25 protein-coding genes and 1 rRNA gene are annotated in these 23,412 nt (G+C 43.7%); 18 read left to right on the top strand and 8 right to left on the bottom strand.

Annotated features, from left to right (window positions below; translation table 11 throughout):
- Positions 1-107 (bottom strand): 16S ribosomal RNA (locus IDJ76_RS14695); the annotation flags it as partial.
- Between the two features lie 1,213 nt (positions 108-1,320).
- Here IDJ76_RS14695 and IDJ76_RS14690 point away from each other — a divergent pair.
- The 9 genes from IDJ76_RS14690 to IDJ76_RS14650 all read left to right on the top strand — a co-directional run bounded on the left by IDJ76_RS14690 (position 1,321) and on the right by IDJ76_RS14650 (position 9,868).
- Positions 1,321-2,256, top strand: a complete 936-nt coding sequence (locus tag IDJ76_RS14690; RefSeq protein ID WP_191164086.1) for an outer membrane protein assembly factor BamD — start codon at positions 1,321-1,323, stop codon at positions 2,254-2,256.
- Positions 2,257-2,261: 5 nt separating this feature from the next.
- On the top strand, positions 2,262-2,603 hold the full coding sequence (locus tag IDJ76_RS14685) for a DNA-directed RNA polymerase subunit omega (RefSeq protein ID WP_191164085.1): 342 nt from the start codon (positions 2,262-2,264) through the stop codon (positions 2,601-2,603).
- A 120-nt stretch (positions 2,604-2,723) separates the two neighbouring features.
- On the top strand, positions 2,724-3,926 hold the full coding sequence (coaBC, locus tag IDJ76_RS14680; protein WP_191164105.1) for a bifunctional phosphopantothenoylcysteine decarboxylase/phosphopantothenate--cysteine ligase CoaBC: 1,203 nt from the start codon (positions 2,724-2,726) through the stop codon (positions 3,924-3,926).
- Positions 3,923-4,819: a type IX secretion system protein PorD gene (gene porD, locus IDJ76_RS14675; RefSeq protein ID WP_191164084.1), complete on the top strand. Its 897-nt coding sequence runs from the start codon at positions 3,923-3,925 to the stop codon at positions 4,817-4,819. The genes coaBC and porD overlap by 4 nt, the downstream gene beginning before the upstream one ends.
- Positions 4,820-4,933: 114 nt before the next feature.
- Complete coding sequence (gene recJ, locus IDJ76_RS14670; RefSeq protein ID WP_191164083.1) at positions 4,934-6,643, top strand: single-stranded-DNA-specific exonuclease RecJ; 1,710 nt, start codon at positions 4,934-4,936, stop codon at positions 6,641-6,643.
- Between the two features lie 63 nt (positions 6,644-6,706).
- Positions 6,707-7,447 (top strand): LPS export ABC transporter ATP-binding protein, encoded by a 741-nt coding sequence (gene lptB, locus IDJ76_RS14665; RefSeq protein ID WP_191164082.1) that lies wholly within the window; start codon positions 6,707-6,709, stop codon positions 7,445-7,447.
- Between the two features lie 39 nt (positions 7,448-7,486).
- Positions 7,487-9,007 carry a GH3 auxin-responsive promoter family protein gene (locus IDJ76_RS14660; protein ID WP_191164081.1) on the top strand — a complete coding sequence of 507 codons (1,521 nt, stop codon included), beginning with the start codon at positions 7,487-7,489 and terminating at the stop codon, positions 9,005-9,007.
- Positions 9,008-9,067: 60 nt separating this feature from the next.
- A complete protein-coding gene (locus IDJ76_RS14655; RefSeq protein WP_191164080.1) occupies positions 9,068-9,463 on the top strand; it encodes a hypothetical protein in 396 nt (131 codons plus the stop codon).
- Positions 9,464-9,472: 9 nt separating this feature from the next.
- A complete protein-coding gene (locus IDJ76_RS14650) occupies positions 9,473-9,868 on the top strand; it encodes a hypothetical protein (protein ID WP_191164079.1) in 396 nt (131 codons plus the stop codon).
- On the opposite strand, the gene folP is transcribed toward IDJ76_RS14650, so the two are convergent.
- On the bottom strand, positions 9,855-10,712 hold the full coding sequence (folP, locus tag IDJ76_RS14645; RefSeq protein ID WP_191164078.1) for a dihydropteroate synthase: 858 nt from the start codon (positions 10,710-10,712) through the stop codon (positions 9,855-9,857). The two genes, IDJ76_RS14650 and folP, sit on opposite strands and share 14 nt — an antisense overlap.
- Positions 10,713-10,867: 155 nt before the next feature.
- Here folP and IDJ76_RS14640 point away from each other — a divergent pair, with 155 nt between their 5' ends.
- Genes IDJ76_RS14640 through IDJ76_RS14630 form a run of 3 tightly spaced genes read left to right on the top strand, consistent with a single transcriptional unit; the run spans position 10,868 to position 13,001 of the window.
- Positions 10,868-11,350: a DUF1599 domain-containing protein gene (locus tag IDJ76_RS14640; protein ID WP_191164104.1), complete on the top strand. Its 483-nt coding sequence runs from the start codon at positions 10,868-10,870 to the stop codon at positions 11,348-11,350.
- Positions 11,347-12,498, top strand: coding sequence for a BT_3928 family protein (locus IDJ76_RS14635; RefSeq protein ID WP_191164077.1), 1,152 nt, complete (start codon positions 11,347-11,349; stop codon positions 12,496-12,498). Before IDJ76_RS14640 ends, IDJ76_RS14635 begins: the two co-directional genes overlap by 4 nt.
- Entirely contained in the window at positions 12,495-13,001 is a 507-nt protein-coding gene (locus IDJ76_RS14630; protein WP_191164076.1) for a shikimate kinase, read from the top strand. Before IDJ76_RS14635 ends, IDJ76_RS14630 begins: the two co-directional genes overlap by 4 nt.
- Before the next feature lie 102 nt (positions 13,002-13,103).
- On the opposite strand, the gene IDJ76_RS14625 is transcribed toward IDJ76_RS14630, so the two are convergent.
- The 6 genes from IDJ76_RS14625 to IDJ76_RS14600 form a co-directional block, all read right to left on the bottom strand.
- On the bottom strand, positions 13,104-13,613 hold the full coding sequence (locus tag IDJ76_RS14625; RefSeq protein WP_191164075.1) for a phosphoribosyltransferase family protein: 510 nt from the start codon (positions 13,611-13,613) through the stop codon (positions 13,104-13,106).
- A gap of 46 nt (positions 13,614-13,659) precedes the next feature.
- On the bottom strand, positions 13,660-14,061 hold the full coding sequence (locus IDJ76_RS14620; protein WP_191164074.1) for a hypothetical protein: 402 nt from the start codon (positions 14,059-14,061) through the stop codon (positions 13,660-13,662).
- A gap of 24 nt (positions 14,062-14,085) precedes the next feature.
- On the bottom strand, positions 14,086-15,030 hold the full coding sequence (locus tag IDJ76_RS14615) for a hypothetical protein (RefSeq protein ID WP_191164073.1): 945 nt from the start codon (positions 15,028-15,030) through the stop codon (positions 14,086-14,088).
- A 94-nt stretch (positions 15,031-15,124) separates the two neighbouring features.
- Positions 15,125-15,340 (bottom strand): DUF2442 domain-containing protein, encoded by a 216-nt coding sequence (locus IDJ76_RS14610; RefSeq protein WP_191164072.1) that lies wholly within the window; start codon positions 15,338-15,340, stop codon positions 15,125-15,127.
- 170 nt (positions 15,341-15,510) lie between these two features.
- On the bottom strand, positions 15,511-16,236 hold the full coding sequence (locus IDJ76_RS14605) for a YebC/PmpR family DNA-binding transcriptional regulator (RefSeq protein ID WP_191164071.1): 726 nt from the start codon (positions 16,234-16,236) through the stop codon (positions 15,511-15,513).
- Between the two features lie 56 nt (positions 16,237-16,292).
- Entirely contained in the window at positions 16,293-17,243 is a 951-nt protein-coding gene (locus IDJ76_RS14600; protein WP_191164070.1) for an NAD-dependent epimerase/dehydratase family protein, read from the bottom strand.
- Between the two features lie 146 nt (positions 17,244-17,389).
- Here IDJ76_RS14600 and IDJ76_RS14595 point away from each other — a divergent pair, with 146 nt between their 5' ends.
- From IDJ76_RS14595 to crtD, 6 genes are all read left to right on the top strand, one after another.
- Positions 17,390-18,115, top strand: a complete 726-nt coding sequence (locus IDJ76_RS14595; protein WP_191164069.1) for a hypothetical protein — start codon at positions 17,390-17,392, stop codon at positions 18,113-18,115.
- An 88-nt stretch (positions 18,116-18,203) separates the two neighbouring features.
- Positions 18,204-19,211: an aspartate-semialdehyde dehydrogenase gene (locus tag IDJ76_RS14590; RefSeq protein WP_191164068.1), complete on the top strand. Its 1,008-nt coding sequence runs from the start codon at positions 18,204-18,206 to the stop codon at positions 19,209-19,211.
- A gap of 65 nt (positions 19,212-19,276) precedes the next feature.
- On the top strand, positions 19,277-20,248 hold the full coding sequence (locus tag IDJ76_RS14585) for a hypothetical protein (RefSeq protein ID WP_191164067.1): 972 nt from the start codon (positions 19,277-19,279) through the stop codon (positions 20,246-20,248).
- Positions 20,249-20,254: 6 nt separating this feature from the next.
- Positions 20,255-21,148: a LysR family transcriptional regulator gene (locus tag IDJ76_RS14580; protein WP_191164066.1), complete on the top strand. Its 894-nt coding sequence runs from the start codon at positions 20,255-20,257 to the stop codon at positions 21,146-21,148.
- Positions 21,149-21,219: 71 nt separating this feature from the next.
- Positions 21,220-21,771, top strand: a complete 552-nt coding sequence (locus IDJ76_RS14575; protein WP_191164065.1) for a type 1 glutamine amidotransferase domain-containing protein — start codon at positions 21,220-21,222, stop codon at positions 21,769-21,771.
- Positions 21,772-21,845: 74 nt separating this feature from the next.
- A complete protein-coding gene (gene crtD, locus IDJ76_RS14570) occupies positions 21,846-23,333 on the top strand; it encodes a 1-hydroxycarotenoid 3,4-desaturase CrtD (protein WP_191164064.1) in 1,488 nt (495 codons plus the stop codon).
- Positions 23,334-23,412 lie beyond the last annotated feature (79 nt).

Raw genomic sequence — 23,412 nt, 5'->3', positions numbered from 1 at the left:
CCCGTGCGCCACTCTCATGAAAAGCAAGCTTCTCAATCCCGTTCGACTTGCATGTATTAGGCCTGCCGCTAGCGTTCATCCTGAGCCAGGATCAAACTCTCCATTGTATAATGTGTTTGTTTGTATCCAAGCCCTATTAACTCAATTAATAGAAACTTGTAAAAAAAAATATTCTCTTACAATATCCCGTTGCTCAAGCTTCGCTTATAACTTGTCAGCCTCCGGATCGAAGACTGATGTTACGCTGCATAATTTATTCTCTATCTCTTTTAAGAACTTTGCGCTTCACCTCGCGGCTCTGCTTTATGTTGTCGGTCATTGCGACCTCAACTTTCAATTTTTATCGTTTGAAATTGCTTCAAACTTTCAACTCTTTATCTTCAATCGTTTCCGATTTCCGACTCCCTCGTTTTGGGATTGCAAAGGTAAAAACCTTTTCTTTATTTACAAACTTTATTTTTTTTAATTTCTAAAGCTTGATTTCAATTAACAACCGCTTTTCCTTTCGGCGTTGCGGGCTGCAAAGGTAGCAACCTTTGTTAATTTTCCAAACTTTATTTTTAAAAGTCTTGTTTGTTTTTTTCAATGTACTTTCCGCTAAATCGTTTCCTCTTTTGCGGGCTGCAAAGGTATTAACCTTTGTTGAATTTGCAAACTTTATTTTTAAAGTTTTTGCTGTAGTTTTTCACAGAACGTCCCGTTATTTTGTTTGCGGGCTGCAAAGGTACGCAGCTTTTTGGCATCTGCAAATGCTTTCATATTATTTTGGTTAGTGTAGTTTTAACACGCTGAAAATAAGGCACAAAAATTTCAATTTATGGGCCAAATTGAGATGCCGATGCTTAAACGTTCCGTTTTCGGTTGCTTTTATTTTATGAAAGGTGTCTGACAAATAGTTTACGATACCGTTTTGCGTTAGGGATTGGAGGGGTTTAGCCACGATGCGCGGGCATGAGCGGCGGCGGAAGTGGCCGGAGCGCAGCGCAGCCCCAGAAAGCCCGGCCGCAGGCAACGCCCATGTATAACGCCAATCAAAAAAGCGAATCAAATGAGGCAATCTAACCTGCAGGCAAATTCTACCTTATGTTATATGCGTAACTATTATATATAATGTAAGTGCTCCGTAGCTATAACTTGTGGCATTATATACTATATACAGCATACCTAAAGTAAGTATACTGCGTTTACAATCTGCACTAATCAATACGTTAAAAGATGTTAAATACATACACTATATATATAAGGTGCGCCTTGGGCGTTATATATTCGCCTGCTAAATAAATAATTGACTCATTTATAATATTCAACTATCTTTGCAAAATGTTTAAAAAACAACTATTCCTATTTTCAAGCGTATTGTTGCTAATTGTTATTACGCTTGGCAGTTGTAAAAGCAAATACGAAAAGTTAAAGGCCAGTAACGATAACGCTAAAAAATACTCTGAAGCCGTAAAGCTTTATAATAAAAAGGACTACAGCAAAGCGCTTGGTTTATTTGAAGATCTGGTTGGCCGTTACCGTGGCCGTACCGGTTATGAGGACCTGTATTATTATTATGCTTATACCAATTATAAGCTAAAGGATTATACCGCCGCCCGTTACCACTTTAAAACATTTGCAGATACGTACCCATCAAGCCCCCGGGCCGAGGAGTGCCGCTTTATTGCAGCTTATTGCTTTTACCTGGATTCGCCCATTTACTCGCTTGACCAGGAGAACACACAGAAGGCCATTGAATCGTTACAGTTATTTATTAACTTGTACCCGAAGAGCGACCGTGTTACTGAAGCAAGTAAGCTGATACAAAACTTACGTGATAAATTAGAAGAGAAGGCCTATGCCAACTCAAAATTGTACTTGGTAATTGGCGATTTTCAATCGTCGGTTATTGCTTTCAATAATATGCTGCGCGATTACCCGGATACCAAATACGCCGAAGAATTGGAATACCTTATTATTAAGGCCCAATATGAGTATGCCAACGTAAGCCGCGAGGAAAGAAAAGAAGAACGTTATAACCAGGCTATTTCATACGCCGATCAATTTACGGAGAAATATGAAGCCAGTAAATATGCTAAAGATGTAGCAGGTTTAAAAAACGGTAGCCAGCGCGGTATAATTACTGCAAAAAGAACACTGGCCGAAGCTGCTGTAAACCCGAGGCTTGCCGAAAAACTTGCTAAAAAAGATACTACAGCTATAACGCCGCCATCAGTTAAAGGAAAAGATAATCAAAAAATACCAGCTAATAATTAAAAGACATGAACGCTAATAATGCAAACAAACCAGCTGTAGCAAGCAGCACAGTAACCCGTGATTTGCGCGAACTGGATGTGAAAACCGACAACATATATGAGTCGCTTGTTATTATGTCAAAAAGGGCAAACCAGATCTCGAACAATATCAAGGAAGAATTACACCAAAAACTTTCTGAATTTGCATCGGCTAACGATAACCTGGAAGAGGTTTTTGAAAACCGCGAGCAAATAGAGATCTCTAAACATTACGAAAGAATGCCTAAACCTACTTTGGTAGCTGTTCAGGAATTTTTAGATAACAAAATATACTACCGTAACCCGGCTAAAGAGGCTAAGGAATTGTAGTGTAACCGCTCGTCTAAATAGGGCGTGCCGAAGATGATATAGAAAGAACTCCCGCTAAGGGAGTTTTTTGTTACATTTAACTTTTATAAAATGGTTGCGCCTTTGGCGGATACAAGGAATATGCTTGAGGGTAAAAACATACTGTTAGGGGTTTGCGGCAGCATTGCTGCCTACAAAACGGCGTCGCTCGTACGTTTACTGGTTAAGGCCGGCGCAAATGTACAGGTGGTGATGACACCAGACGCTACCAATTTTATAACCCCGCTTACGCTATCTACCTTATCTAAAAACCCGGTTTATACCAGATATTTTGAGCAGGAAACCGGCGAATGGAATAACCATGTAGAGCTGGGACTATGGGGCGACCTCATGATCATTGCCCCGGCAAGTGCCAATACCATGGCTAAAATGGCGGGCGGCTTGGTTGACAATTTACTGACCGCCGTGTATTTGTCTGCCAAATGCCCGGTGTACTTTGCGCCCGCTATGGATCTGGACATGTGGAAGCATGAATCGACACAAGGCAATATCGATCAAATCCAATCGTACGGAAATATATTGATCCCCCCGGGTAGCGGTGAGCTGGCAAGCGGCCTGCACGGTGAAGGCCGCATGGCCGAGCCGGAAGAGATTGTGTCTTTCCTGGCAGATGATATCAAAAGCAAATCGCCTTTGGCGGATGTAAGGGTATTGGTTACCGCAGGCCCAACTTATGAGGCTATTGACCCGGTGCGGTTTATCGGCAACCACTCATCTGGTAAAATGGGCTTTGCTTTAGCAGATGAATTAGCCGCCTTAGGTGCCGATGTTACCTTAATTGCCGGGCCAACCGCACAGTTAAGCAAACAGAAAAGCATTAAACGTACAGATGTGGTGAGCGCTGCGCAGATGCTGGATGCCTGTTTACAACATTTCGATAAGGCAAGGGCTTGCATTATGTGTGCCGCTGTTGCCGATTATACGCCTGCTGTAGTGGCCGATCAGAAGATCAAGAAACAGGACGATGAGTTAACCATCGCACTGATAAAAACTACAGATATTCTTAAAACGCTCGGTGCCCAAAAACGTACCGGCCAGATTTTGGTGGGCTTTGCCTTAGAGACAGAGAATGAGGTACAATATGCAATAGATAAACTCAAGCGCAAAAACCTGGACCTGATCGTTCTAAATTCGTTAAATGACAGTGGCGCAGGTTTTAAAAGCGATACGAATAAGGTAACTTTGATAGACCGCACACTCAAGGCAACCGTTTACGACCTTAAGAGTAAAACCGAAGTGGCTAAAGATATTTGTGCGAAAGTTGTCGAACTGATCAAAAAATGAAGAGAGCAATCCTGATTACCCTTTTACTGACTGCCTGCTGCTTTGCAAATGCCCAGGATCTGAACGCCCGGGTAAAAGTGGTGGCTCCCAAAATTCAGATCACCAATAAACGTATCCTTCAAACGCTGGAAACCGCAATGAAGGATTTTTTGAACGGCCGCAAATGGGCTGCAGATGTTATAGCCCCAAATGAGCGGATTGCCTGCAATTTTGTTTTTAATGTGACCAACTGGGACGGCGGCAGCAACTTTAGCGGCGAACTGCAAGTGCAATCGTCACGGCCCATTTATAACTCTACCTATACATCAACCTTGTTAAATATTAATGATAGGGATGTTGATTTCACCTACACGGAGGGCCAAACTATTGATTACAGCGACCAGAACTTTCAAAATAACCTCAGTTCGATAATGGCATTTTATGCCTACATAATTGTAGGTATGGATTATGATTCGTTTTCACGTTACGGTGGGTCGCCATATTTTTCAGCCGCACAAAACGTGGCCATTAATGCACAAACAAGTTCATTCAAAGGATGGAAAGCTTTTGACAGTAACCTTAACCGCTACTGGCTATCCGAAAATCTGAACAATAAACTCTACCTCAATCTGCGCGGCTTCATCTACGAATATCACCGCAATGGTTTAGATGTAATGGCCGATAACCCTTCCAAAGGCCGCAAAGCCATTGCTGCTTTGTTACCCGTTTTGCAGCAGGTAGATCGTAAACGCCTTGGCTCGTACTTACCTTTGGCATTTTACACCGCTAAGGATGACGAACTGGTATCTATCTTCAGCAACGCTGCACCGCAAGAAAAAATGCAGGCTATGAATATCCTGACTGCCGCCGATCCGTCAAACGGTGCCAAATACCAGGTGCTGGGGGCAAGATAGCTGCCGGTTGCGCATTATTACTTACCATTATTTTGTTGATCAAAATTTTACCGCGCACTTAGCGTTTCTATTACCATTAGCTATCTTTACATTTTTTTAGATACAAACAGATAAATGACTAAACGGTGGGTGTTAAAAGAAGCGGCTAATGATAGTGTAGTACAAGAACTATCGGCAGCACTCAACATCAGTCCGGTTTTGAGTAACCTGTTAGCTCATCGCGGCATAACCAATTTTGAGGAAGCCAGATACTTCTTCCGACCGAGCGACCTGCACCTGCACGATCCTTTCCTGATGCAGGATATGGAAAAGGCCATCGACCGCATCGAGCAGGCCATAGCCAACAATGAAAAGATTTTAATTTACGGCGATTACGACGTGGATGGAACCACATCTGTTGCATTGGTATACAGTTTCTTCAACAAGTTTTACAGCAATTTAGAATACTATATCCCCGATCGTTACAAAGAAGGCTACGGTATCTCGACCGCGGGTATTGATTATGCCGCCCAAAACGGCTTTAAACTAATCATTGCATTAGACTGCGGGATCAAATCTGTCGACAAAATAGCTTATGCCAATACCCTTGGGGTAGATTTTATTATTTGTGATCACCACTTACCCGGCAATGAGTTACCCGCCGCTGTTGCCATCCTTGACCCTAAACGGCCGGATTGCGACTATCCTTATAAAGAACTTTCGGGCTGTGGCATTGGGTTTAAACTGATCCAGGCTTATGCCGAAAAAAATGGCTTGCCCTTTGAAACGGTAAGCGAATACCTCGACCTGGTGGCCATCAGTATAGCTTGCGATATTGTGCACATTACCGGCGAGAACCGCGTATTAGCTTATCTGGGCGTTCAAAAAATCAATTCCAATCCGTGTATCGGTGTAAAAATGCTGATGGAGGTCGCCGGTAAATCAACCGAATATACCATATCTGATGTGGTGTTCCTGTTAGGCCCGCGTATCAACGCCGCTGGGCGAATAGATGATGCAAAAAATGCGGTAGCACTTTTGATAGCCTGCCACGAAGATGCCGCCCGCGAAAAAGGCGACATGATCAACATCCAGAATACCGAACGCAAGGGGCACGACCTGCAGATTACGCAGGAAGCGCTAAGTGTTATCGATAATGATGATGTGCTGATCGCCCGTAAATCCACCGTGGTATTTAATCAAAACTGGCACAAAGGGGTTATCGGCATAGTAGCATCACGCCTTACCGAAAAATATTATCGCCCAACTGTTGTGCTTACCCAGTCTAACGGGCATGTGGCGGGCTCGGCACGCTCCGTTTTGGGATACGATCTATATGAGGCACTTTGTGGTTGCAGCGACCTGCTCACTCAATTCGGCGGGCACAAATATGCTGCGGGCCTAACCATGAAGCCGGAAAACGTACCCGCCTTTATGGAGAAATTCGAGCAAGTGGTGAGCAGCACCATCACCGATGAGTTGCTAATACCGCAAATAAAGATAGATGCCGAAATAACGTTAGCCAATATTACCTCGAAGTTCTATAGGATAATGACGCAGTTCTCGCCCTTTGGGCCGGAGAATATGGCGCCGGTATTCATTACCAAAAATGTGTATGTTAGCGGCAATGTAGGTTTGGTTGGTGGCAATCATGTTAAGATGGCCATTATGCAACCAGGGGCGGCAGCGTTTAGTTGCATCGCTTTTAACCATGCCGAATACTTGCCGTTGCTTAAACCCGACGTGCCTTTTGATGTTTGCTATACCATTGAAGAGAATGTTTGGCGCGAACAACGTACTATACAATTGAATATAAAGGGAATACGGTTGGTAAATAGAGAGTAGTCTATAGAGAATAGTGATTAACATCAGCGCAATCAAAAAATCAATTAAATCAACGGTTCAGATATGATCCTTAGGGCAGAGAATTTAGTTAAGAAATATAAACAGCGCACCGTTGTTAACGATGTTACGTTTAATGTAGCGCAGGGCGAAATTGTGGGTTTACTTGGGCCTAATGGTGCGGGTAAAACCACGTCGTTTTATATGATAGTGGGGTTGATAAAACCTAATGAGGGGAAGATATTTCTGGATGATCAGGATATTACAGGCGACCCAATGTACCGCCGTGCCCAAAAGGGTATAGGCTACCTGGCGCAGGAAGCTTCGGTTTTCAGGAAGCTGTCTGTTGAGGATAACATCAAAGCCGTGCTGGAAATGGGCAAAATGAGTAAGGAAAAGCAGCGCGATAAACTGGAGGAACTGATAGACGAGTTCAGCCTGCACAAAGTGCGCCGCAACCGTGGCGACCTATTATCAGGTGGCGAGCGCCGACGTACCGAGATTGCCCGTGCACTTGCTGCCGAACCTAACTTTGTTTTGCTGGATGAGCCCTTTGCAGGGGTTGACCCTATTGCGGTAGAGGAGATCCAGGCGATGGTAGCCAAACTGCGCCACCGCAACATTGGTATTTTGATAACCGATCACAATGTACAGGAAACTTTATCCATTACCGACAGGGCCTACCTGCTGTTTGAAGGCAAATTATTAGAATCGGGCGTGCCCGAAGTTTTGGCCGCTAATGAAATGGTAAGAAAAGTTTATCTTGGGGCAAACTTTGTATTGAAAAGAAAAACATTTGCCCAGTAAAATTTAGTCCATAGACTATCTACAAATAACTTACAACCCATGACCATTTTTAATTCCGTATTTACCTGGTTCATGAAAAAGCGTATCCACCAGATAGAGCTTTTTATGAAATACCCCAATGAAGTACAGGAAGAATGGTTTGAGCAATTAGTGGCCGGTGCCGAAAATACCCAGTGGGGCAAACAGCACCACTACAAAAGCATCGAAAACCTGGCGCATTTTAAAGAGCGCGTACCTATCCAAACTTACGATACGTTAAAGCCCTATATAGAGCGGATGCTCACCGGCGAAAAAAATGTGCTTTGGCCGTCAGAGATCCGCTGGTTTGCCAAATCATCCGGCACTACAAGCGATCGCAGTAAGTTTATCCCCGTTAGCGAAGAATCTTTAGAAGAATGCCATTTTAAAGGGGGCAAGGATATGCTTACCCTTTATTTTAATAACCGCCCGAATGCCCGCGTGTTTACCGGTAAAAGTTTAACGCTGGGCGGTAGCCACCAAATTGGTCAGCTTAATTCAGATACATCTTTTGGCGATCTGTCTGCCGTGCTGATGAAAAACCTGCCGCTTTGGGCCGAGTTTTACCGTACTCCCCATTTGGATATCGCACTGATAGAAAACTTTGAGGAGAAAATCGAGAAGATGGCCTATGCTACCAAAGATGTTAATGTAACCAGCATCAGCGGCGTACCCACCTGGAACATCCTGCTGTTTAAACGCATTTTGGAAATCACCGGTAAAAAGAACTTGTTAGAGGTTTGGCCTAACCTGGAACTGTATTTTCACGGCGCGGTTAACTTTACGCCTTACCGCGAGCAGTTTAAAATGCTGATACCTAATGAAGAGATGTATTACCTGGAAACCTATAATGCATCTGAAGGTTTCTTTGGCATACAAGATCAGGAAGACCCCGGCGATTTATTATTGATGCTGGATTACGGCATTTTTTACGAGTTTTTACCGCTGGAAAAACTTAACGACGAGAACCCGGAAACCTTAACCTTAGATGAGGTGGAGCTCAATAAAAATTACGCACTCATTATTAGTACTAATGCCGGCTTATGGCGATATATGATAGGCGATACCGTAAGGTTCAGTTCCCTGTCGCCCTATCGCATCCAGATCACCGGCCGCACCAAACATTTTATCAACGCTTTTGGCGAAGAACTAATCATAGACAACGCCGAACGCGCACTGGCCGAGGCCTGCTCACAAACAGGCGCTATCATTCGTGATTACACTGCTGCTCCTGTTTATTTTAAAGGCAATGAATGCGGCGCACATGAATGGTTGATTGAATTTGAGCAAAAACCTGCAGAGTTTGACCGCTTTATTGATTTGCTTGACGAAACCCTGCGCCGCGTAAACTCCGATTACGACGCCAAGCGCTTTAAGGATATGGCCTTGCGCCGGCCTCAAGTTCACAAAGTAGCCGAAGGTACTTTCTTTAACTGGATGAAAGAGCGGGGCAAAATTGGCGGGCAGCATAAAGTACCGCGCCTGGCCAACAACCGCGAATACATCGACAGCATATTGAAAATGCTGGAATTGGTTGGATAAAAATCTCTACCCTGCTGTAGCACATTGTATTAGTACCGCGTAATACTATAAAACACCTTTATGAAAAAGCATCTACTTACCGCGTTAATTGCTCTTGCTACATTGGCATCCTGCAAAAAGGAAAACACAAACACACCCGTTAGACCCGGGCTGTATGGCACTTGGGAATTACGGCACATTGGCGGCGGTTGGGGCATTAACGAAGTAATTGCCCCGGGTAAAGGCGAGCGATATCAGTTTAATACCAGCGAAACTTACGTGAGAACAAAAGATGCCAAAACAGACAAAGGTTCTTTCGCTATAAAATACGTGGGCGAGGAACGCGGCTATAAATATGGTAGCATCACTTTTACCAATCCTGATTATTCCGACGCGTTTGCCATTAAAAAAGATTCTATGACTATTGGCACATCAATTGCTGACGGACCTACGTATTTGTATATCAAAATAAAATAAGTAACTGTTATGAAAAAGATCATCATAATAGTTATGCTCTTTGCGTTTGCAGCTATCTCCTGCAAAAAAGACAAGGTAGAAAACTCTGTTTACGGCACCTGGAAGCTTACCAATTCGGGTGGTGGCAATGGCATTGTACAGGGCCCATATACCCCGGCACCAATTAAAAACGAGGTTTACCAGTTTAACAATAACGGAACGTATATTAAATATTTAGATGATAAGGTAGTTAGTAACGGGAACTTTAAAATAAACTTTACCGAAAAGTTAGGTGAGTTTAACGCAGGGTCGATAACATTTACCAATCCCGATTATAGCGACGCCTTCCAATTCAAACCAGGCACTATACTTATTGGGAGCAATGCAGCCGACGGGCCGGTTTACAACTATACTAAGATAAAGTAACCGCTTGCCATATCTTTACCGCTTCAACAGCTTCTTTCACATCGTGGACCCGCAAAATACTTGCGCCGTTCATTAAGGCAATAGTATTTAGTGCGGTAGTTCCGTTTAAGGCTTCATTAGCTGTGGAATTTAACAGCCCATAAATCATCTTCTTACGGGAGATGCCCGTCAGTATGGGTAATTGCAAGGCATCGAAACCCTGCATTTTATTGATCAATTCGTAACTATCTGTCGATTTTTTGGCAAAACCAAAGCCGGGATCAAGAATAATATCATGTATCCCAAGCTGCTTTAACTGATAAATCTTCTTTAAAAAATAATCGTACACTTCGGCAAAAATATCTTCATAGTCGGTTAGCTGGGTCATGGTTTGCGGGTTGCCGCGCATATGCATCAACACATAAGGTACTTGTAATCGAGCAGCTGTTGCAAACATATCGGCGTCCAGCTCCCCGCCCGAGATATCGTTGATGATGTGTGCGCCAGCCTTGATTGCACCCTCTGCAACACTTGCCCGGAAGGTATCGGCAGAAATAACAGCTTCAGGAAACTTTTGAGCGATAACCTCAATAGCAGGCAGCAGCCGGTCGGTTTCTTCCTGTACCGAAATATCAACTGCGCCGGGGCGTGATGAATAAGCGCCGACGTCTAAAAAGGTGGCGCCGTCTGCCAACATTTTTTCAGCTTGCTTTAAGATGGCATCTATATCGGTTTTACGGCTTGCGGCAAAAAAAGAATCGGGCGTAATGTTGATGATCCCCATCACCTTCGGCGATGAAAGGTCAATCAATTTGCCGCCCGCATTTAAGGTTACTTTTTTCTGAAAAAATGTATCTTTAGCCATCTTTTAGTTAAAAACGTTTAAAGTGTTGTAAGGGTTAAAATTGACCATCTTTTACAACATCTACAACCTTTATAACAACTATACTTTACGACAATAACTTGAGCAACACAGCAGCAGAATACGAAGCGGTAATAACCATTTGCAAAGGCCTTTTCATGAAAAAGACCCGCGATTATGGTACGGCATGGCGCATATTACGGCCCCAATCTATCACCGATCAGATCTTTATCAAAGCGCAGCGCATCCGCACCCTCGAAGAAAAAAAGGTTTCAAAGATTGATGAAGACATTACCGGCGAATACATCGGTATTGTAAACTATTGCGTTATCGCGATGATGCAGTTAGACACCACCAACGAAACGCCGTTTGAATTGAATGCAGACCATGTAGAAAGATTGTTTGATGAGAAAGCGCATGAAACAAAAGAGCTAATGTTTGCCAAAAACCACGACTACGGCGAAGCATGGCGCGATATGCGGATCAGTTCATTAACAGACCTGATACTGATGAAACTGCTGCGAGTTAAGCAAATTGAAGATAATAAAGGCCAAACCCTGGCGAGCGAAGGTGTAAAGGCCAACTACCAGGACATGCTGAATTACGCAGTGTTCGCGCTGATAAAACTGGGAGTAAAATGAAAAACGCTTTAGTTTGGTTTTGCAGGATCGCCGTTGGGCTGTTATTCATCTTCTCGGGTGTGATAAAGGCGAACGACCCGCTGGGTTTTTCTTATAAACTCGAAGAATATTTTGAGGTATTTCACCTTACCTCATTAAACGGTTTTGCGTTGAGCATGGCAATCATCCTTTGCGCGCTTGAAATGATCCTTGGATTCGCACTGCTGATAGGCGCGCGCGCCATATCGGTAGTATGGGGATTGCTGTTGCTAATCGTATTCTTCGGCTTCCTTACCTTTTACTCTGCGTTTTTCAAAGTGGTACAAACCTGCGGATGCTTTGGCGATGCCATACCACTTACACCGTGGCAGTCCTTCGGCAAGGATATGATCTTACTGGCATTAGTATTAGTGCTTTTTGTAAACAAAACCAGCATCAGATCTATCTTCCACAAAAAAACCGGCGACCAGCTATTAATAGCCGCCACGGTCATATTTGTGGGCTTTGGCTTGTATACCTATAACTTTTTACCCGTTGTAGATTTCCTGCCGTACAAAGTAGGGGCAAATATTTTACAGGAAATGCAAACACCGCAGGGTGCCAAGCCCGATGAGTTTGAGGTAACCTATAATTTGGTTAATAAAAAGACGAAGGAAACCAAGCAGATGAGCGATAAGGAATACCTTAAAACCGCTATCTGGAAGGATACTAACTGGGAAATAAAGGGCACACCCGAAAGCCGCCTGGTTAAAAAAGGTTTTGAACCCAAGATCCGCGATCTGGCTATACAGGATGCTACCGGTAATAACTATAACCAGGAATTATTGTCGAGTCCGTTTTATAGTTTGTGGATAGTGGCTTACAATTTGGAGGAAACCAACACCGAGGCGTTAGGCAGGATCAATGCACTATCAGCCAACCTAATCCAGAATTTTAATACACGGGTAGTGATCCTTACCTCCAATGCGCCGTCAAACGCCGAGCCATTCGCCAAAAAACAAAAGCTGATTGGCGAATTATTTTATGCTGATGGGGTTCCGCTAAAAACAATGGTAAGGGCAAACCCCGGTATTATGCTCATCAAAAATGGCACCGTGGTTAACAAATGGCATTTCCATAATATGCCTAAATACGAGGACCTGGTTAAAAACTACCTGAGTAAGCAATGAGCCTGATATTTTTAGTAGGATTTATGGGTTGTGGCAAAACCTCCTGGGGCCGCAAACTGGCAGCTGGTTTGGATTTTACCTTTATTGACCTGGATCACAAACTGGAAGCACAGGTAGGTACAACTGTTGCCGAATATTTTGCTACTCATGGCGAAGAAAAGTTCCGCCTGCTGGAATCAGAGATTCTGAAGACCACCGACTATCCCGAAAACACGGTAGTATCGACCGGCGGGGGCCTGCCCTGCTTTTTTGATAATATGGACTGGATGACCAGTCACGGGCAAACGCTTTACATTCAGCTATCACCAAAAGCACTTGCGCATCGCTTAGAAAACGCCAAAACGCCACGCCCCGTGCTGCAAGGCAAAAAGGGCGACGACTTGGCTGAATTCATCGAACATAAATTAGCCGAACGCGAAGGTTTTTATTTAAAGGCAACACACCATGTAGATGGTATGAGTATGAGTGTAGATGGGTTAAAGGAAGTGGTGGGGGCTATTTAAAAACGCAATGTCATTGCGAGCGATAGCGCGGCAATCTCACAGAATAAGCGGGCATGCTGAAGTCGCTCTTCGCTACACTCCTCGCAAAACACTGAGAAAGACCTACCTCAAATAAACAGCATCCTCTTCGCCTTCTACGCCTATTACCACATCAACATGTTCTTTAATAACTGTGGATAAGGCTACACCGGCAAAATCTGTAGTCACCGGGAAGTTTTTATGGTTGCGGTCTACCAGTACCACTGTACGGAGTTTTTTTAAAGGAACATCCAAAAACACGCCGAAACCATAAGCCAGGGTTTTACCGCTATTTAATACATCATCCACCAGTACGATCACTTTATTACTGCATTCCTCAATATCAAAATTGATCTGTGCATCAAGGCTTGTGCTATCTTTTTTTAGTTCGATAACCAGCAGCTTACTAGTAAATGGAGCTATTCTATCCAGCACAGTCTTTAACCTTTGAGCAATGTGGTTACCACGCGGCAAAATCCCCGCAATCAATATCTCGGTCTCATCAAAATTATCTTCCAGGATCTGGTAAGCAATCCGATCTATCTTTTGCTGTATTTGCGTACTGTTTAATATGAGGATCTTTTTATCAGGCATGGTTGGAAATATTTGATGTGTAAATATAGCAGATGGTTTTTACAACTTAACTTTTCACATACGGATAAAAAACAAAATTAGCGCCCTCTGGGGTTACCACAAACACGCACATAAACTCGTTAGGGTTTTTATAGGTGTTGATGAAGCGGTCTTTCAATTCGGCTTTGATAATGCCGCGTTCTACAAACTCGTCCAGCGTTGATGCATGGATGCTCCAGTCGGTGTTGAGCTCGGCACGGTCAAGAATCAGCTCGCCTATTTTTAACTCATGCTGATGGGCTACAAATATCGGCTGCGTCGAGATGCCTTCCATCAGAATATCGGTAGCAACCTCACGTATCGAATCATTAAAGAATTTCAGGTCGCGCTCTAAACTTACCAGCGGACTATCCTTTTTCGGTTTATCTTTTTCTCCGCCTTTTTCTTGCAGCAGCTCTTCGGGATCCATATTATTCAGTACTAAGTGTGGATTTTATTTTTCTTCTTCGGGCGGTTTAGGCTTCATCATCTTCGCATTGAAGCGTGGTTTAAATCCAGCCGGTTTCGCGGCAGATACCTCCGCAGGCTTATCTTCTTCAGGAGTTTGCTCTTTGTCCACAGGTTCGGCAGGTGTATCTTCGGTTTGTCCCGCTGTCAAGTATTCTGTAGGTTTCGGCGCAACCATTTTCATATTAAACCTCGGCTTAAAGCCTGTGGGTTTAGGCGCAGCTTCAACGGGGCTTTCCGTTTCTGTATTTACGGTTTCACTATCAGCTGTTGGTGTGTCAACTGCAACAGGGGCAGTCTTTGTTATCCCTGCTTTAAACCTTGGTGTAAAGCCCGCAGGTTTGGGGGTTGACTGTTCTGATCCTGCAGCTTCTTCAACCTTTTTAATCTCTTCAACTTCTTTAGCTTCATCAACAGGTTTCGGCTTGGTAACTCCGGCCTTAAACCTGGGTATAAACCCGGCAGGTTTTGGGGATGCCTGTTCTGATCCGGCAGCTTCTTCAACCTCTTTAACTTCATCAACAGGTTTAGGTTTGGTAACACCTGCCTTAAACCTTGATGTAAAGCCGGCAGGTTTTGGTGGTGCCTGTTCTGATTCGGAAACTTCTTTAACCTCGTCAACCTTTGCAACCCCCGCCTTAAAACGCGGTTTGAACCCTACCGATGGCGCGGCTATTTTTTCTTCTAATAAAGATTCGGTGATAGTTTGTTCAGCCAGTTGATTTTCTATGTGAACCTTTTCGGGCTTCAGTTCAGGTGCCAGGTGATAGAGCAACCTTAGCTTATTGAACCAGTATTTTTTGGTGTGGTCGAAACTCTTTTCGCCCATTTGGTTAAAGTGCTTTTCAAATTCCGAGTACAGGCCGGGCTCTCTGCTTCGCAAAGCAACCAGGTCTATCCTCTTCTTTTTAAAAAACTCTTCAAAAGTCATAGTCACAAAAGATATAAGAGATAAGAAGCAAGAGTAAAGACTAACGCCTTGCTGTCTTACTTCTTGTTTCTTGATTTTTACTTCTTAATTCTCATTAAAAATCAACATGTGTATCCAGGCTATCAAACCTGATGCCTTTATCTGTTTGCTTCCAGTCCTCACGCTCCTCGTCGGTAGCGTTTAGCAATTTGGGGAACCATTCCAGCGGAAAAGCCTGTTGCTTGCCATCGGGCTTCTCAACAAAAAGCAAACCGTTGGCAAATGTTACCTTAACTTTTTTCTCTTCCTTACGTGATGAAAATAATGGCATGTGATTAATTCAAAAGTTAAAAATCAAAAATCAAAACTATGTCCTTGCGAACGATAGCGTGGCAATCCAGTCGAACGTAAATTGGCAAAGAGATTGCCACGTCGCTACGTTCCTCGCAATGACACGATGATATTAAATCCGAAATCGAACGTCCGAAATCCGAAATCAAATTACTCCGCCATATTATGGTACACTGCTTGCACATCGTCATCTTCCTCTAACCGGTCAATGATCTTCAACACATCGGCAGCTTGCTCTTCGGTAACCGAAGTAAACGATTGCCCTACACGTTCCAGTTTGGCGGTTTTAGTTTCGATGCCTAACTCTTCGAGCATCTTCTGCATCTTGCCAAAATCTTCGTAAGCGGTATGCAGTACCGCAATTTCGTTACCCTCCTCGTCGGTATCCACAAAAAGGTCTTCCAAACCGGCATCTATCAGTTCAAACTCCAGTTCTTCCAGGTCGCGGTCGCCGGGGTCAAACGTAAATACCGATTTACGGCTAAAGATAAAGTCAAGCGAACCTGTTTTACCCAAAGTACCGCCATATTTGGTAAAATAGCTGCGCACGTTGGCAACGGTACGGTTTAGGTTATCGGTAGCAGTTTCTACCAATATGGCTACCCCATGCTGCGCATAACCTTCATATACAATTTCTTCGTAATCCTTTTCATCGCGGCTGGTAGCGCGCTTAATTGCGGCTTCCACCCTATCCTTTGGCATGTTAACGGCTTTCGAGTTTTGTATAGCCGTGCGCAGGCGCGAGTTGGAGTTAGGGTCGCCGCCGCCGGCCTTAACCGCCATTACAATTTCTTTTCCTAAACGTGTAAACTGAACGGCCATTTTGGCCCAGCGCTTAAACTTTCTCTCTTTGCGGAATTCAAATGCTCTTCCCATATTTTTTGTCGATGAACCATGGTCTATGGCCCATGGTCAAATATAATTAGTTTATGTTACAAGGTGTTCTTTAAATTGGTTAACATATCATCTGTCATCTTAGCCAGATCATATTCTATTTGCCAGCCCCAATCTTGTTGCGCCTGACTATCGTCTATTGATTTTGGCCAACTATCGGCAATGGCTTGTCGTGGATCATTATCCGAATAGCTGATCTCGAAATCGGGCAGGGTTTGTTTGATCTGCTCTGCCAGTTGTGTTGGCGTAAAGCTGATGCCCGCCAGGTTATAACTCGAGCGGATGGTCAGGCGCTCTGCGGGTGCATCCATCAAAGTGATGGTAGCTCGAATAGCATCATCCATATACATCATCGGCAAGGCGGTTTCTGCAGAAAGGAAGCTTTGGTATTTACCATTCTTTAACGCCTCGTGGAAAATGTGCACCGCGTAATCTGTAGTGCCGCCTCCGGGGTTAGCGCGCCAGCCTATCAGGCCGGGGTAACGGATGCTGCGTACATCCACACCATATTTAGCGTGGTAATATTCGCACCAGCGCTCGCCGGCCAGCTTGCTGAAACCATACACCGTGTTAGGGTCCATTACGCAATATTGCGGGGTATCATACTGTGGCGAATGCGGGCCGAAAACAGCTATAGAGCTTGGCCAGAAAACTTTGGCGGTTTTAAACTCTACGGCAAAATCGAGCACGTGCAGAAGGCCGGTCATGTTTAAATCCCAGGCCATTTTAGGTTTTTGTTCGCCCACGGCAGATAGCATGGCGGCCAGTAAATAAACTTGTGTTGGGCCGTGCTTATCAAATAAATGATGCAGGTTATCCTTATCCAGCACGTTGGCAAACTCAAAGGGCCCGCTGTTGCGGATAGCATAATTTGGGCTATTGATATCTGATGCTACAACGTTTTCGGCGCCGTGGATGTTCCTCAACGCCGTTACCAGTTCGGTACCAATTTGCCCATTGGCGCCAATAACTAAAATCTTTTCGCTCATTCAATCACAGGTTTGGGTACAAAGGTAAAAATTTGGGCGAAAACGTTGTAAGTGATTTATAGTTAACCAGACGCACAGATTTTGCATATTGCTTACAATATTGGCAAAATAAATACTTAATCTTATAGCTATAAATTTAGTTAATTATGAAGTACCTCGTTTTGCTGCTGGTATATATTGCGACAGCTATTTCAACCGCGTCGGGCCAGCAATTCAACAAAGCCATAAATAAAGATTCGCTTGCCCAAGCAATTGTGAAAGACTTGCCTAAAAATAAAAAAGAAGAATTTCTAACGCATTACAAATCAGGAAACGAACAAACAAAAGAGTTTTTATTAATGATGTTTTCAATGCCACGAAGCAGCAAAAAGCAATTGATTGAAAATATTAAATCAAATTATCATTCCATCGATCTGTTAAAAACTGAATACGCTAAATTGACCCCGAAAGGCTTTATAATATTCGTTGAGTTTAAACCGGCCGATAAATTGGTCACAACGCCTGAAAGTATAGATTTAGATATCCAGAGTAAGGCAAATAAAGTATCAATGCAAGACTGGAACCTAACTTATAATTCTACAAAACTAAACGAGATGCTTAAACTCGTAGGTTGGGATTATGAAACCTTGAAGAAGATCAAAAAACTTCTGATTGATGCGCATTGTATTTCCATTGGAAACAGGGCAGTAACCGAAATAGGATTTGCAAGGAGCGGTTTGGGAAAGTACTCTTATTTGATATTCAACAAGGACTTAACAAGCACACAAATTAAGGAATATAACAATGGATGTTCGAATATTTTTTTCGGGGGAAATATCGTACTGGAATATGGAGGAGGCGCCGTAGGTCCGCAATGCTTTCCCGATAGATGAAGTCCAGACATTATTTACCAGACTAAAGCAGTCGTCATTCCGCAAAAAAATTGCATATTTGGAGTTTATTCACAAAACAATTAATAAAATGAAAGTCGCAGTTGTTGGTGCTACCGGTTTGGTAGGCACTAAAATGTTGCAGGTTCTGGCAGAACGCAACTTCCCGGTTACAGAATTAATCCCCGTAGCTTCCGAAAAAAGTATTGGTAAAGAAATTACTTATAAGGGTAAGCAGTATAAGGTGGTTTCTGTTGCCGATGCGATTAGTATGAAACCCGATGTAGCCCTGTTTAGCGCAGGCGGAAGCGCGTCTTTAGAGCAGGCCCCTTTATTTGCCGCAGCAGGTACAACTGTAATTGATAATTCGTCGGCCTGGCGTATGGACCCTACCAAAAAACTGGTAGTGCCCGAAGTAAATGCCGATGTTTTGACTGCTGAAGATAAGATCATCGCTAACCCAAATTGCTCAACCATACAAATGGTAGTGGCCTTGAAGCCCCTTCACGATAAATATAAAATAAAACGCGTGGTAGTATCCACCTACCAATCGGTTACCGGCACGGGTGTTAAGGCTGTTGACCAGCTGATGAACGAGCGCAAAGGCATCGACGGGCCAAAAGCATACCCATACACCATCGACCTGAACGTATTACCGCATATTGATGTATTTACCGAGAACGGTTACACCAAAGAGGAAATGAAGATGGTGAAGGAAACCAACAAGATCATGGGCGACGATAGCATTAAAGTTACCGCCACCACCGTGCGCATCCCGGTAATGGGCGGCCACTCGGAGTCGGTTAATATTGAGTTTTTGCATGAGTTTGACCTGGCCGAAGTACGTAGCTTGTTAGAGAACTCGCCCGGTATTATAGTGGTTGACGATGTAGCTAACCTGAAATACCCGATGCCGCTTGACGCGCACGATAAGGATGAAGTTTTTATAGGCCGCCTTCGCCGTGACGAAAGCCAGGAAAAAACCCTGAACTGCTGGATAGTTGCCGATAACCTGCGTAAAGGTGCCGCAACTAATGCCATTCAGATCGCTGAGTATCTGGTGGAGAAGCATTTAATAGGGCAGGCTGTAGAGGCGTAGTTTAGAGATTGGTGATTTTAAAAGCCTTGTAGTGAAAACTGCAGGGCTTTTTATATATTCAACAAATGAAATTAAATCGACTTTTGATTTTTTTTATTGGTTTAATTGCTGCCTGTGCATATGACTTGATGGCGCTTGTATTAATTAAAACAGTTAATAGCTATGTATCCATTTCTTACGTATTTATACTTCCAATAATTCTTGGTGTAATCCCTGTCGTATTTACAACTCGCGAGCAATTAAAGTCTTATTATACAATTATTCTTTTACCGTGGTTTAGTACAATTACTTTTTGTGTTGTAGCTATTTTATGTGGTTTTGAAGGAGCTATTTGTCTCATAATAATCATAGGACCATTCATGGTATTGGGCACGTTAGGCGCATTCATATCACGTCTTTATAAACTTAAATTCAGCGACAAAAAAACGCCTCTTTACAGTTCTTTACTTCTGCCGTTAATATTAATTTTTATCGAAGGTTTCATTCCTGCCAGTAATCAGTTTAATACGGTAACAACAACGATTAAAGTTAAAGCAAACCGCAATGTTATTTGGACTAACATCAAAAACGTCAGGAACATCAAAAAAGAAGAGATCGAAACACATTTTATTCATCTAATTGGTATCCCTAAACCACTGAACGGCGAACTAAATAGAAATGGCATTGGTGCCACGAGAAGCATAACTTGGGAGAAAGGCATTAAATTTCAGGAAAGGATAAGTGGATGGGAAGAGGGCGTAGGTTTTAAGTATAATATTATTGTTGACTCAAACTCCATCCCACCAACAACGTTGGACGAACATGTTATGATTGGCGGCCGTTACTTTGATGTAACAAATGGCAGCTATGAAATTTTACCCATTAATAATCATGAAAATGTTATTAAGCTCACATGTAGATACAGAATAACCTCAAATTTGAACTTTTATGGAAAATGGTGGGCTGACTATATTATGGATGACTTTAATGAAATGATATTAGAAGTTATCAAAAAGCGTTGCGAAAATAAGAATTCTACTCACTCCAATCTCCGATAGCCAATTATGATCTCTTTCGCTCACCGTGTTTTTATGGAAGTTGCTGCTAACTTAAGTTTCAGCAAGGCGGCGCAGGTGTTGTTTGTAACCCAGCCTGCCATCAGTAAACATGTGAAGGCGTTAGAAGATCAGTACAAAGTGGCACTGTTTGAGCGCAAGGGCAACAGCATCCTGCTTACCGAGGCAGGCAGTAAGCTCAACGAATACCTTTTACAGGCTACCGAAATAGAACGCAAGTTAGATTACGATTTGTCTATTCTCAGCAATGCATCTAACGCGGCAGGGCATTTACGTTTGGGAGCGAGCACGACTATTGCGCTATATATTCTGCCTTCCATCCTGTCCGGCTTTCAACGCGAGTACGCCAGCGTGGGTGTGCAACTGGTTAACCGCAATTCCGAGTATATCCTGAACGCACTGCTCAACCACGAAGTAGACCTGGGTATCATAGAAGCGGATAGTAAACTGACCACCGTTAGCTATAAACCCTTCATGAGCGACGAGGTGATCCCGGTATGCTCGGCAAAAAGTCCGCTGGCGGGCAAATCGCTAACCCTGAAACAGTTTGTTAAAACGCCGCTGGCTGTGCGTGAGCGGGGATCCGGAACCTTAACCTCTTTGTTAAGGGCCCTATCTGCCTTAAACATCAAACCGGCAGACTTGTCGGTGAAGATCCGCCTGGGTGGTACCGAAGCTTTGAAGAATTTTCTGCTGGCCGACCAATGCCTGGGTTTTATGCCTAAACCGTCCATTATCCGCGAGCTTAACGAGGGCGACCTGGTAGAGGTACCCATCGAGGGCTTAAAGATCACCCGCGACTTCTTTTTCATCCGTAGAAAGGGTACCGAAGACTATGGGTTGACGATGAACTTTATCAACTACGCGTCATCTAAAATTTAATTTAAATTTTCTTAAAACTTTAATTTTTTATCCTTGTAGTTTATATACATATAACCTATAAAAATATTGTTATGGCAAATTTAAGTAATAGAAAGGTAGCACTGCTAACCGAAGAAGGATTTGAACAGGTAGAATTAACCAGCCCTAAAGCGGCCTTAGAAGCAGCAGGTGCAACGGTACATGTGATATCGCCAAAAAGCGGCAAAATTAAAGCATGGGACAAAACCGACTGGGGAATTGAGATTGATGTTGACAAACAATTAAGCGAGGTAAGCCCGGATGACTATGACGCGCTGGTATTACCGGGCGGCGTTTTAAACCCGGATAAATTGCGCCAGAATAAAGATGCAGTTGCCTTTGTGTCTGCATTTTTAGATGAAGGTAAACCCGTTGCAGCTATTTGCCACGGTCCGCAAATGCTGATCGAAACAGGCATGATCAGCGGCCGCAAATTAACCTCCTACCCATCCCTGCAAACCGACCTGAAGAATGCCGGTGCCGAATGGGTGGATGAAGAAGTAGTGGTTGATAACGGATTGATAACCAGCCGTACGCCTGCCGACCTGGATGCTTTTAACCGAAAAACTATCGAAGAGATAGGCGAAGGCATTCACGCAGAGTAATTTTAATAAAAAAGGTCATTGCAAACGATTGCTTGCAATGACCTTTTAATTAGCTTTTGCCGTATCTTCGCCCCATGCCGCAACAAAAAGCAGTGATAGTAGGTGCAGGGATAGCGGGGATAGCAACCGCCATCCGTTTGGCTGTTAAGGGTTATGCCGTACAGGTTGTTGAAGCGAACAGTTACCCCGGTGGTAAACTTTCCGAAATCGAGTTGCAAGGCTATCGTTTTGATGCAGGCCCCAGCCTGTTTACCATGCCGCAATATGTTACTGAGTTGTTTCAACTGGCCAGTAAAAATCCTGCTGACTACTTCAGTTACCAAAAATTGGATGTAGTTTGTAAATACTTTTATGAGGATGGCACGCAAATCAATGCCTACGCTGATACCAAAGCCTTTGCCGGCGAGATCCAAAATAAAACCGGCGAACCCGCAGCTTCCATAATCAAATACCTGGCTAACAGCCGCGACATTTATAATATCACGAACCATGTTTTTTTGGAACGATCGCTGCATCGTTTGCAAACCTTTTTGCGATGGGATACTCTGCGCTCTGTATTTCGTTTTCCGCAGATCGATCCGTTCCGCACCATGCACAGGGCCAATAGCAAAAGCTTTGCCGATGCGCGCGTGGTGCAATTTTTTGACCGGTACGCTACCTATAACGGATCAAATCCTTACCAGGCACCCGCTACCCTCAACGTTATCCCTCATTTAGAGCATCATTTCGGTGCCTACTTCCCCGAGAGAGGTATGTACAATATCACCCAATCCTTAGTTAAACTGGCAGAAGGTTTGGGTGTACAGTTCAATTACAACAGCAAGGTTGATGAAGTGGTGGTGATCAACGGAATAGCTAAAGGCATCCGCACCAAAGGCGAAAACATCATTGCCAATCTGGTGATATCTAACATGGATGTTTGGTTCACCTATAAAAAACTGCTGTCCAAATACCCCAAACTACATCCGCAGAAAACGCTGAACCAGGAACGCAGCAGCTCGGCACTGATATTTTATTGGGGCGTTAACAAGGTGTTTCCGCAATTAAATCTGCATAATATATTTTTCAGTGCTGATTATAAAGCGGAATTCGAACACATCTGGCAGCAACAGGATATTTACCACGACCCTACCGTTTACATCAATATCAGCAGTAAATACAAAACAGACGATGCGCCGGATGGCTGCGAGAACTGGTTTGTAATGATCAACGTACCAGCTAATAACGGGCAGGATTGGGACCAGCTAATTGCCGGTGCCCGTGAAAACATCCAGCAAAAACTCTCCCGGATCTTAGGAGAGGACATTGCCCCACTTATTGCTTGCGAAACCATCCTCGACCCGCGAAGTATTGAAAGCAAAACTTCATCGTACAAAGGTTCTATCTACGGCACCAGCTCCAATAATCAGTTTGCGGCGTTTTTAAGGCATGCGAACAGATCGTCTAAAATAAATGGACTGTATTTTTGCGGGGGCAGCGTGCATCCCGGCGGTGGCATCCCGTTGTGTCTATTATCGGCAAAAATAATAAGCGAAATGGTACCGAACGGTACGCAAACGTAAGCACAACCAGCCACGCTTTGTAGATACATTTGCAAAAACGAGCAGCGCTGATTCAATTGGGCTCATCTATAACAAGTGC

The sequence above is a fragment of the Mucilaginibacter glaciei genome, from assembly GCF_014773245.1.
GTDB classification, from domain to species: Bacteria; Bacteroidota; Bacteroidia; order Sphingobacteriales; family Sphingobacteriaceae; genus Mucilaginibacter; species Mucilaginibacter glaciei.
Note: the sequence above shows the minus strand (reverse complement) of the source record. Positions and strands in the feature narration are given on the sequence as shown.

Coding starts and splice junctions, on each gene's coding strand:
- IDJ76_RS14580 (WP_191164066.1), top strand. CDS start 20,255: ATGATCTCTTTCGCTCACCGTGTTTTTATGGAAGTTGCTGCTAACTTA.
- IDJ76_RS14590 (WP_191164068.1), top strand. CDS start 18,204: ATGAAAGTCGCAGTTGTTGGTGCTACCGGTTTGGTAGGCACTAAAATG.
- IDJ76_RS14640 (WP_191164104.1), top strand. CDS start 10,868: ATGAAAAAGACCCGCGATTATGGTACGGCATGGCGCATATTACGGCCC.
- IDJ76_RS14600 (WP_191164070.1), bottom strand. CDS start 17,243: ATGAGCGAAAAGATTTTAGTTATTGGCGCCAATGGGCAAATTGGTACC.
- recJ (WP_191164083.1), top strand. CDS start 4,934: ATGACTAAACGGTGGGTGTTAAAAGAAGCGGCTAATGATAGTGTAGTA.
- IDJ76_RS14610 (WP_191164072.1), bottom strand. CDS start 15,340: ATGCCATTATTTTCATCACGTAAGGAAGAGAAAAAAGTTAAGGTAACA.
- IDJ76_RS14625 (WP_191164075.1), bottom strand. CDS start 13,613: ATGCCTGATAAAAAGATCCTCATATTAAACAGTACGCAAATACAGCAA.
- IDJ76_RS14605 (WP_191164071.1), bottom strand. CDS start 16,236: ATGGGAAGAGCATTTGAATTCCGCAAAGAGAGAAAGTTTAAGCGCTGG.
- IDJ76_RS14690 (WP_191164086.1), top strand. CDS start 1,321: ATGTTTAAAAAACAACTATTCCTATTTTCAAGCGTATTGTTGCTAATT.
- porD (WP_191164084.1), top strand. CDS start 3,923: ATGAAGAGAGCAATCCTGATTACCCTTTTACTGACTGCCTGCTGCTTT.
- lptB (WP_191164082.1), top strand. CDS start 6,707: ATGATCCTTAGGGCAGAGAATTTAGTTAAGAAATATAAACAGCGCACC.
- IDJ76_RS14575 (WP_191164065.1), top strand. CDS start 21,220: ATGGCAAATTTAAGTAATAGAAAGGTAGCACTGCTAACCGAAGAAGGA.
- coaBC (WP_191164105.1), top strand. CDS start 2,724: ATGCTTGAGGGTAAAAACATACTGTTAGGGGTTTGCGGCAGCATTGCT.
- IDJ76_RS14585 (WP_191164067.1), top strand. CDS start 19,277: ATGAAATTAAATCGACTTTTGATTTTTTTTATTGGTTTAATTGCTGCC.
- IDJ76_RS14685 (WP_191164085.1), top strand. CDS start 2,262: ATGAACGCTAATAATGCAAACAAACCAGCTGTAGCAAGCAGCACAGTA.
- IDJ76_RS14650 (WP_191164079.1), top strand. CDS start 9,473: ATGAAAAAGATCATCATAATAGTTATGCTCTTTGCGTTTGCAGCTATC.
- IDJ76_RS14620 (WP_191164074.1), bottom strand. CDS start 14,061: ATGGATCCCGAAGAGCTGCTGCAAGAAAAAGGCGGAGAAAAAGATAAA.
- crtD (WP_191164064.1), top strand. CDS start 21,846: ATGCCGCAACAAAAAGCAGTGATAGTAGGTGCAGGGATAGCGGGGATA.
- IDJ76_RS14630 (WP_191164076.1), top strand. CDS start 12,495: ATGAGCCTGATATTTTTAGTAGGATTTATGGGTTGTGGCAAAACCTCC.
- IDJ76_RS14615 (WP_191164073.1), bottom strand. CDS start 15,030: ATGACTTTTGAAGAGTTTTTTAAAAAGAAGAGGATAGACCTGGTTGCT.
- IDJ76_RS14660 (WP_191164081.1), top strand. CDS start 7,487: ATGACCATTTTTAATTCCGTATTTACCTGGTTCATGAAAAAGCGTATC.
- IDJ76_RS14635 (WP_191164077.1), top strand. CDS start 11,347: ATGAAAAACGCTTTAGTTTGGTTTTGCAGGATCGCCGTTGGGCTGTTA.
- IDJ76_RS14655 (WP_191164080.1), top strand. CDS start 9,068: ATGAAAAAGCATCTACTTACCGCGTTAATTGCTCTTGCTACATTGGCA.
- IDJ76_RS14595 (WP_191164069.1), top strand. CDS start 17,390: ATGAAGTACCTCGTTTTGCTGCTGGTATATATTGCGACAGCTATTTCA.
- folP (WP_191164078.1), bottom strand. CDS start 10,712: ATGGCTAAAGATACATTTTTTCAGAAAAAAGTAACCTTAAATGCGGGC.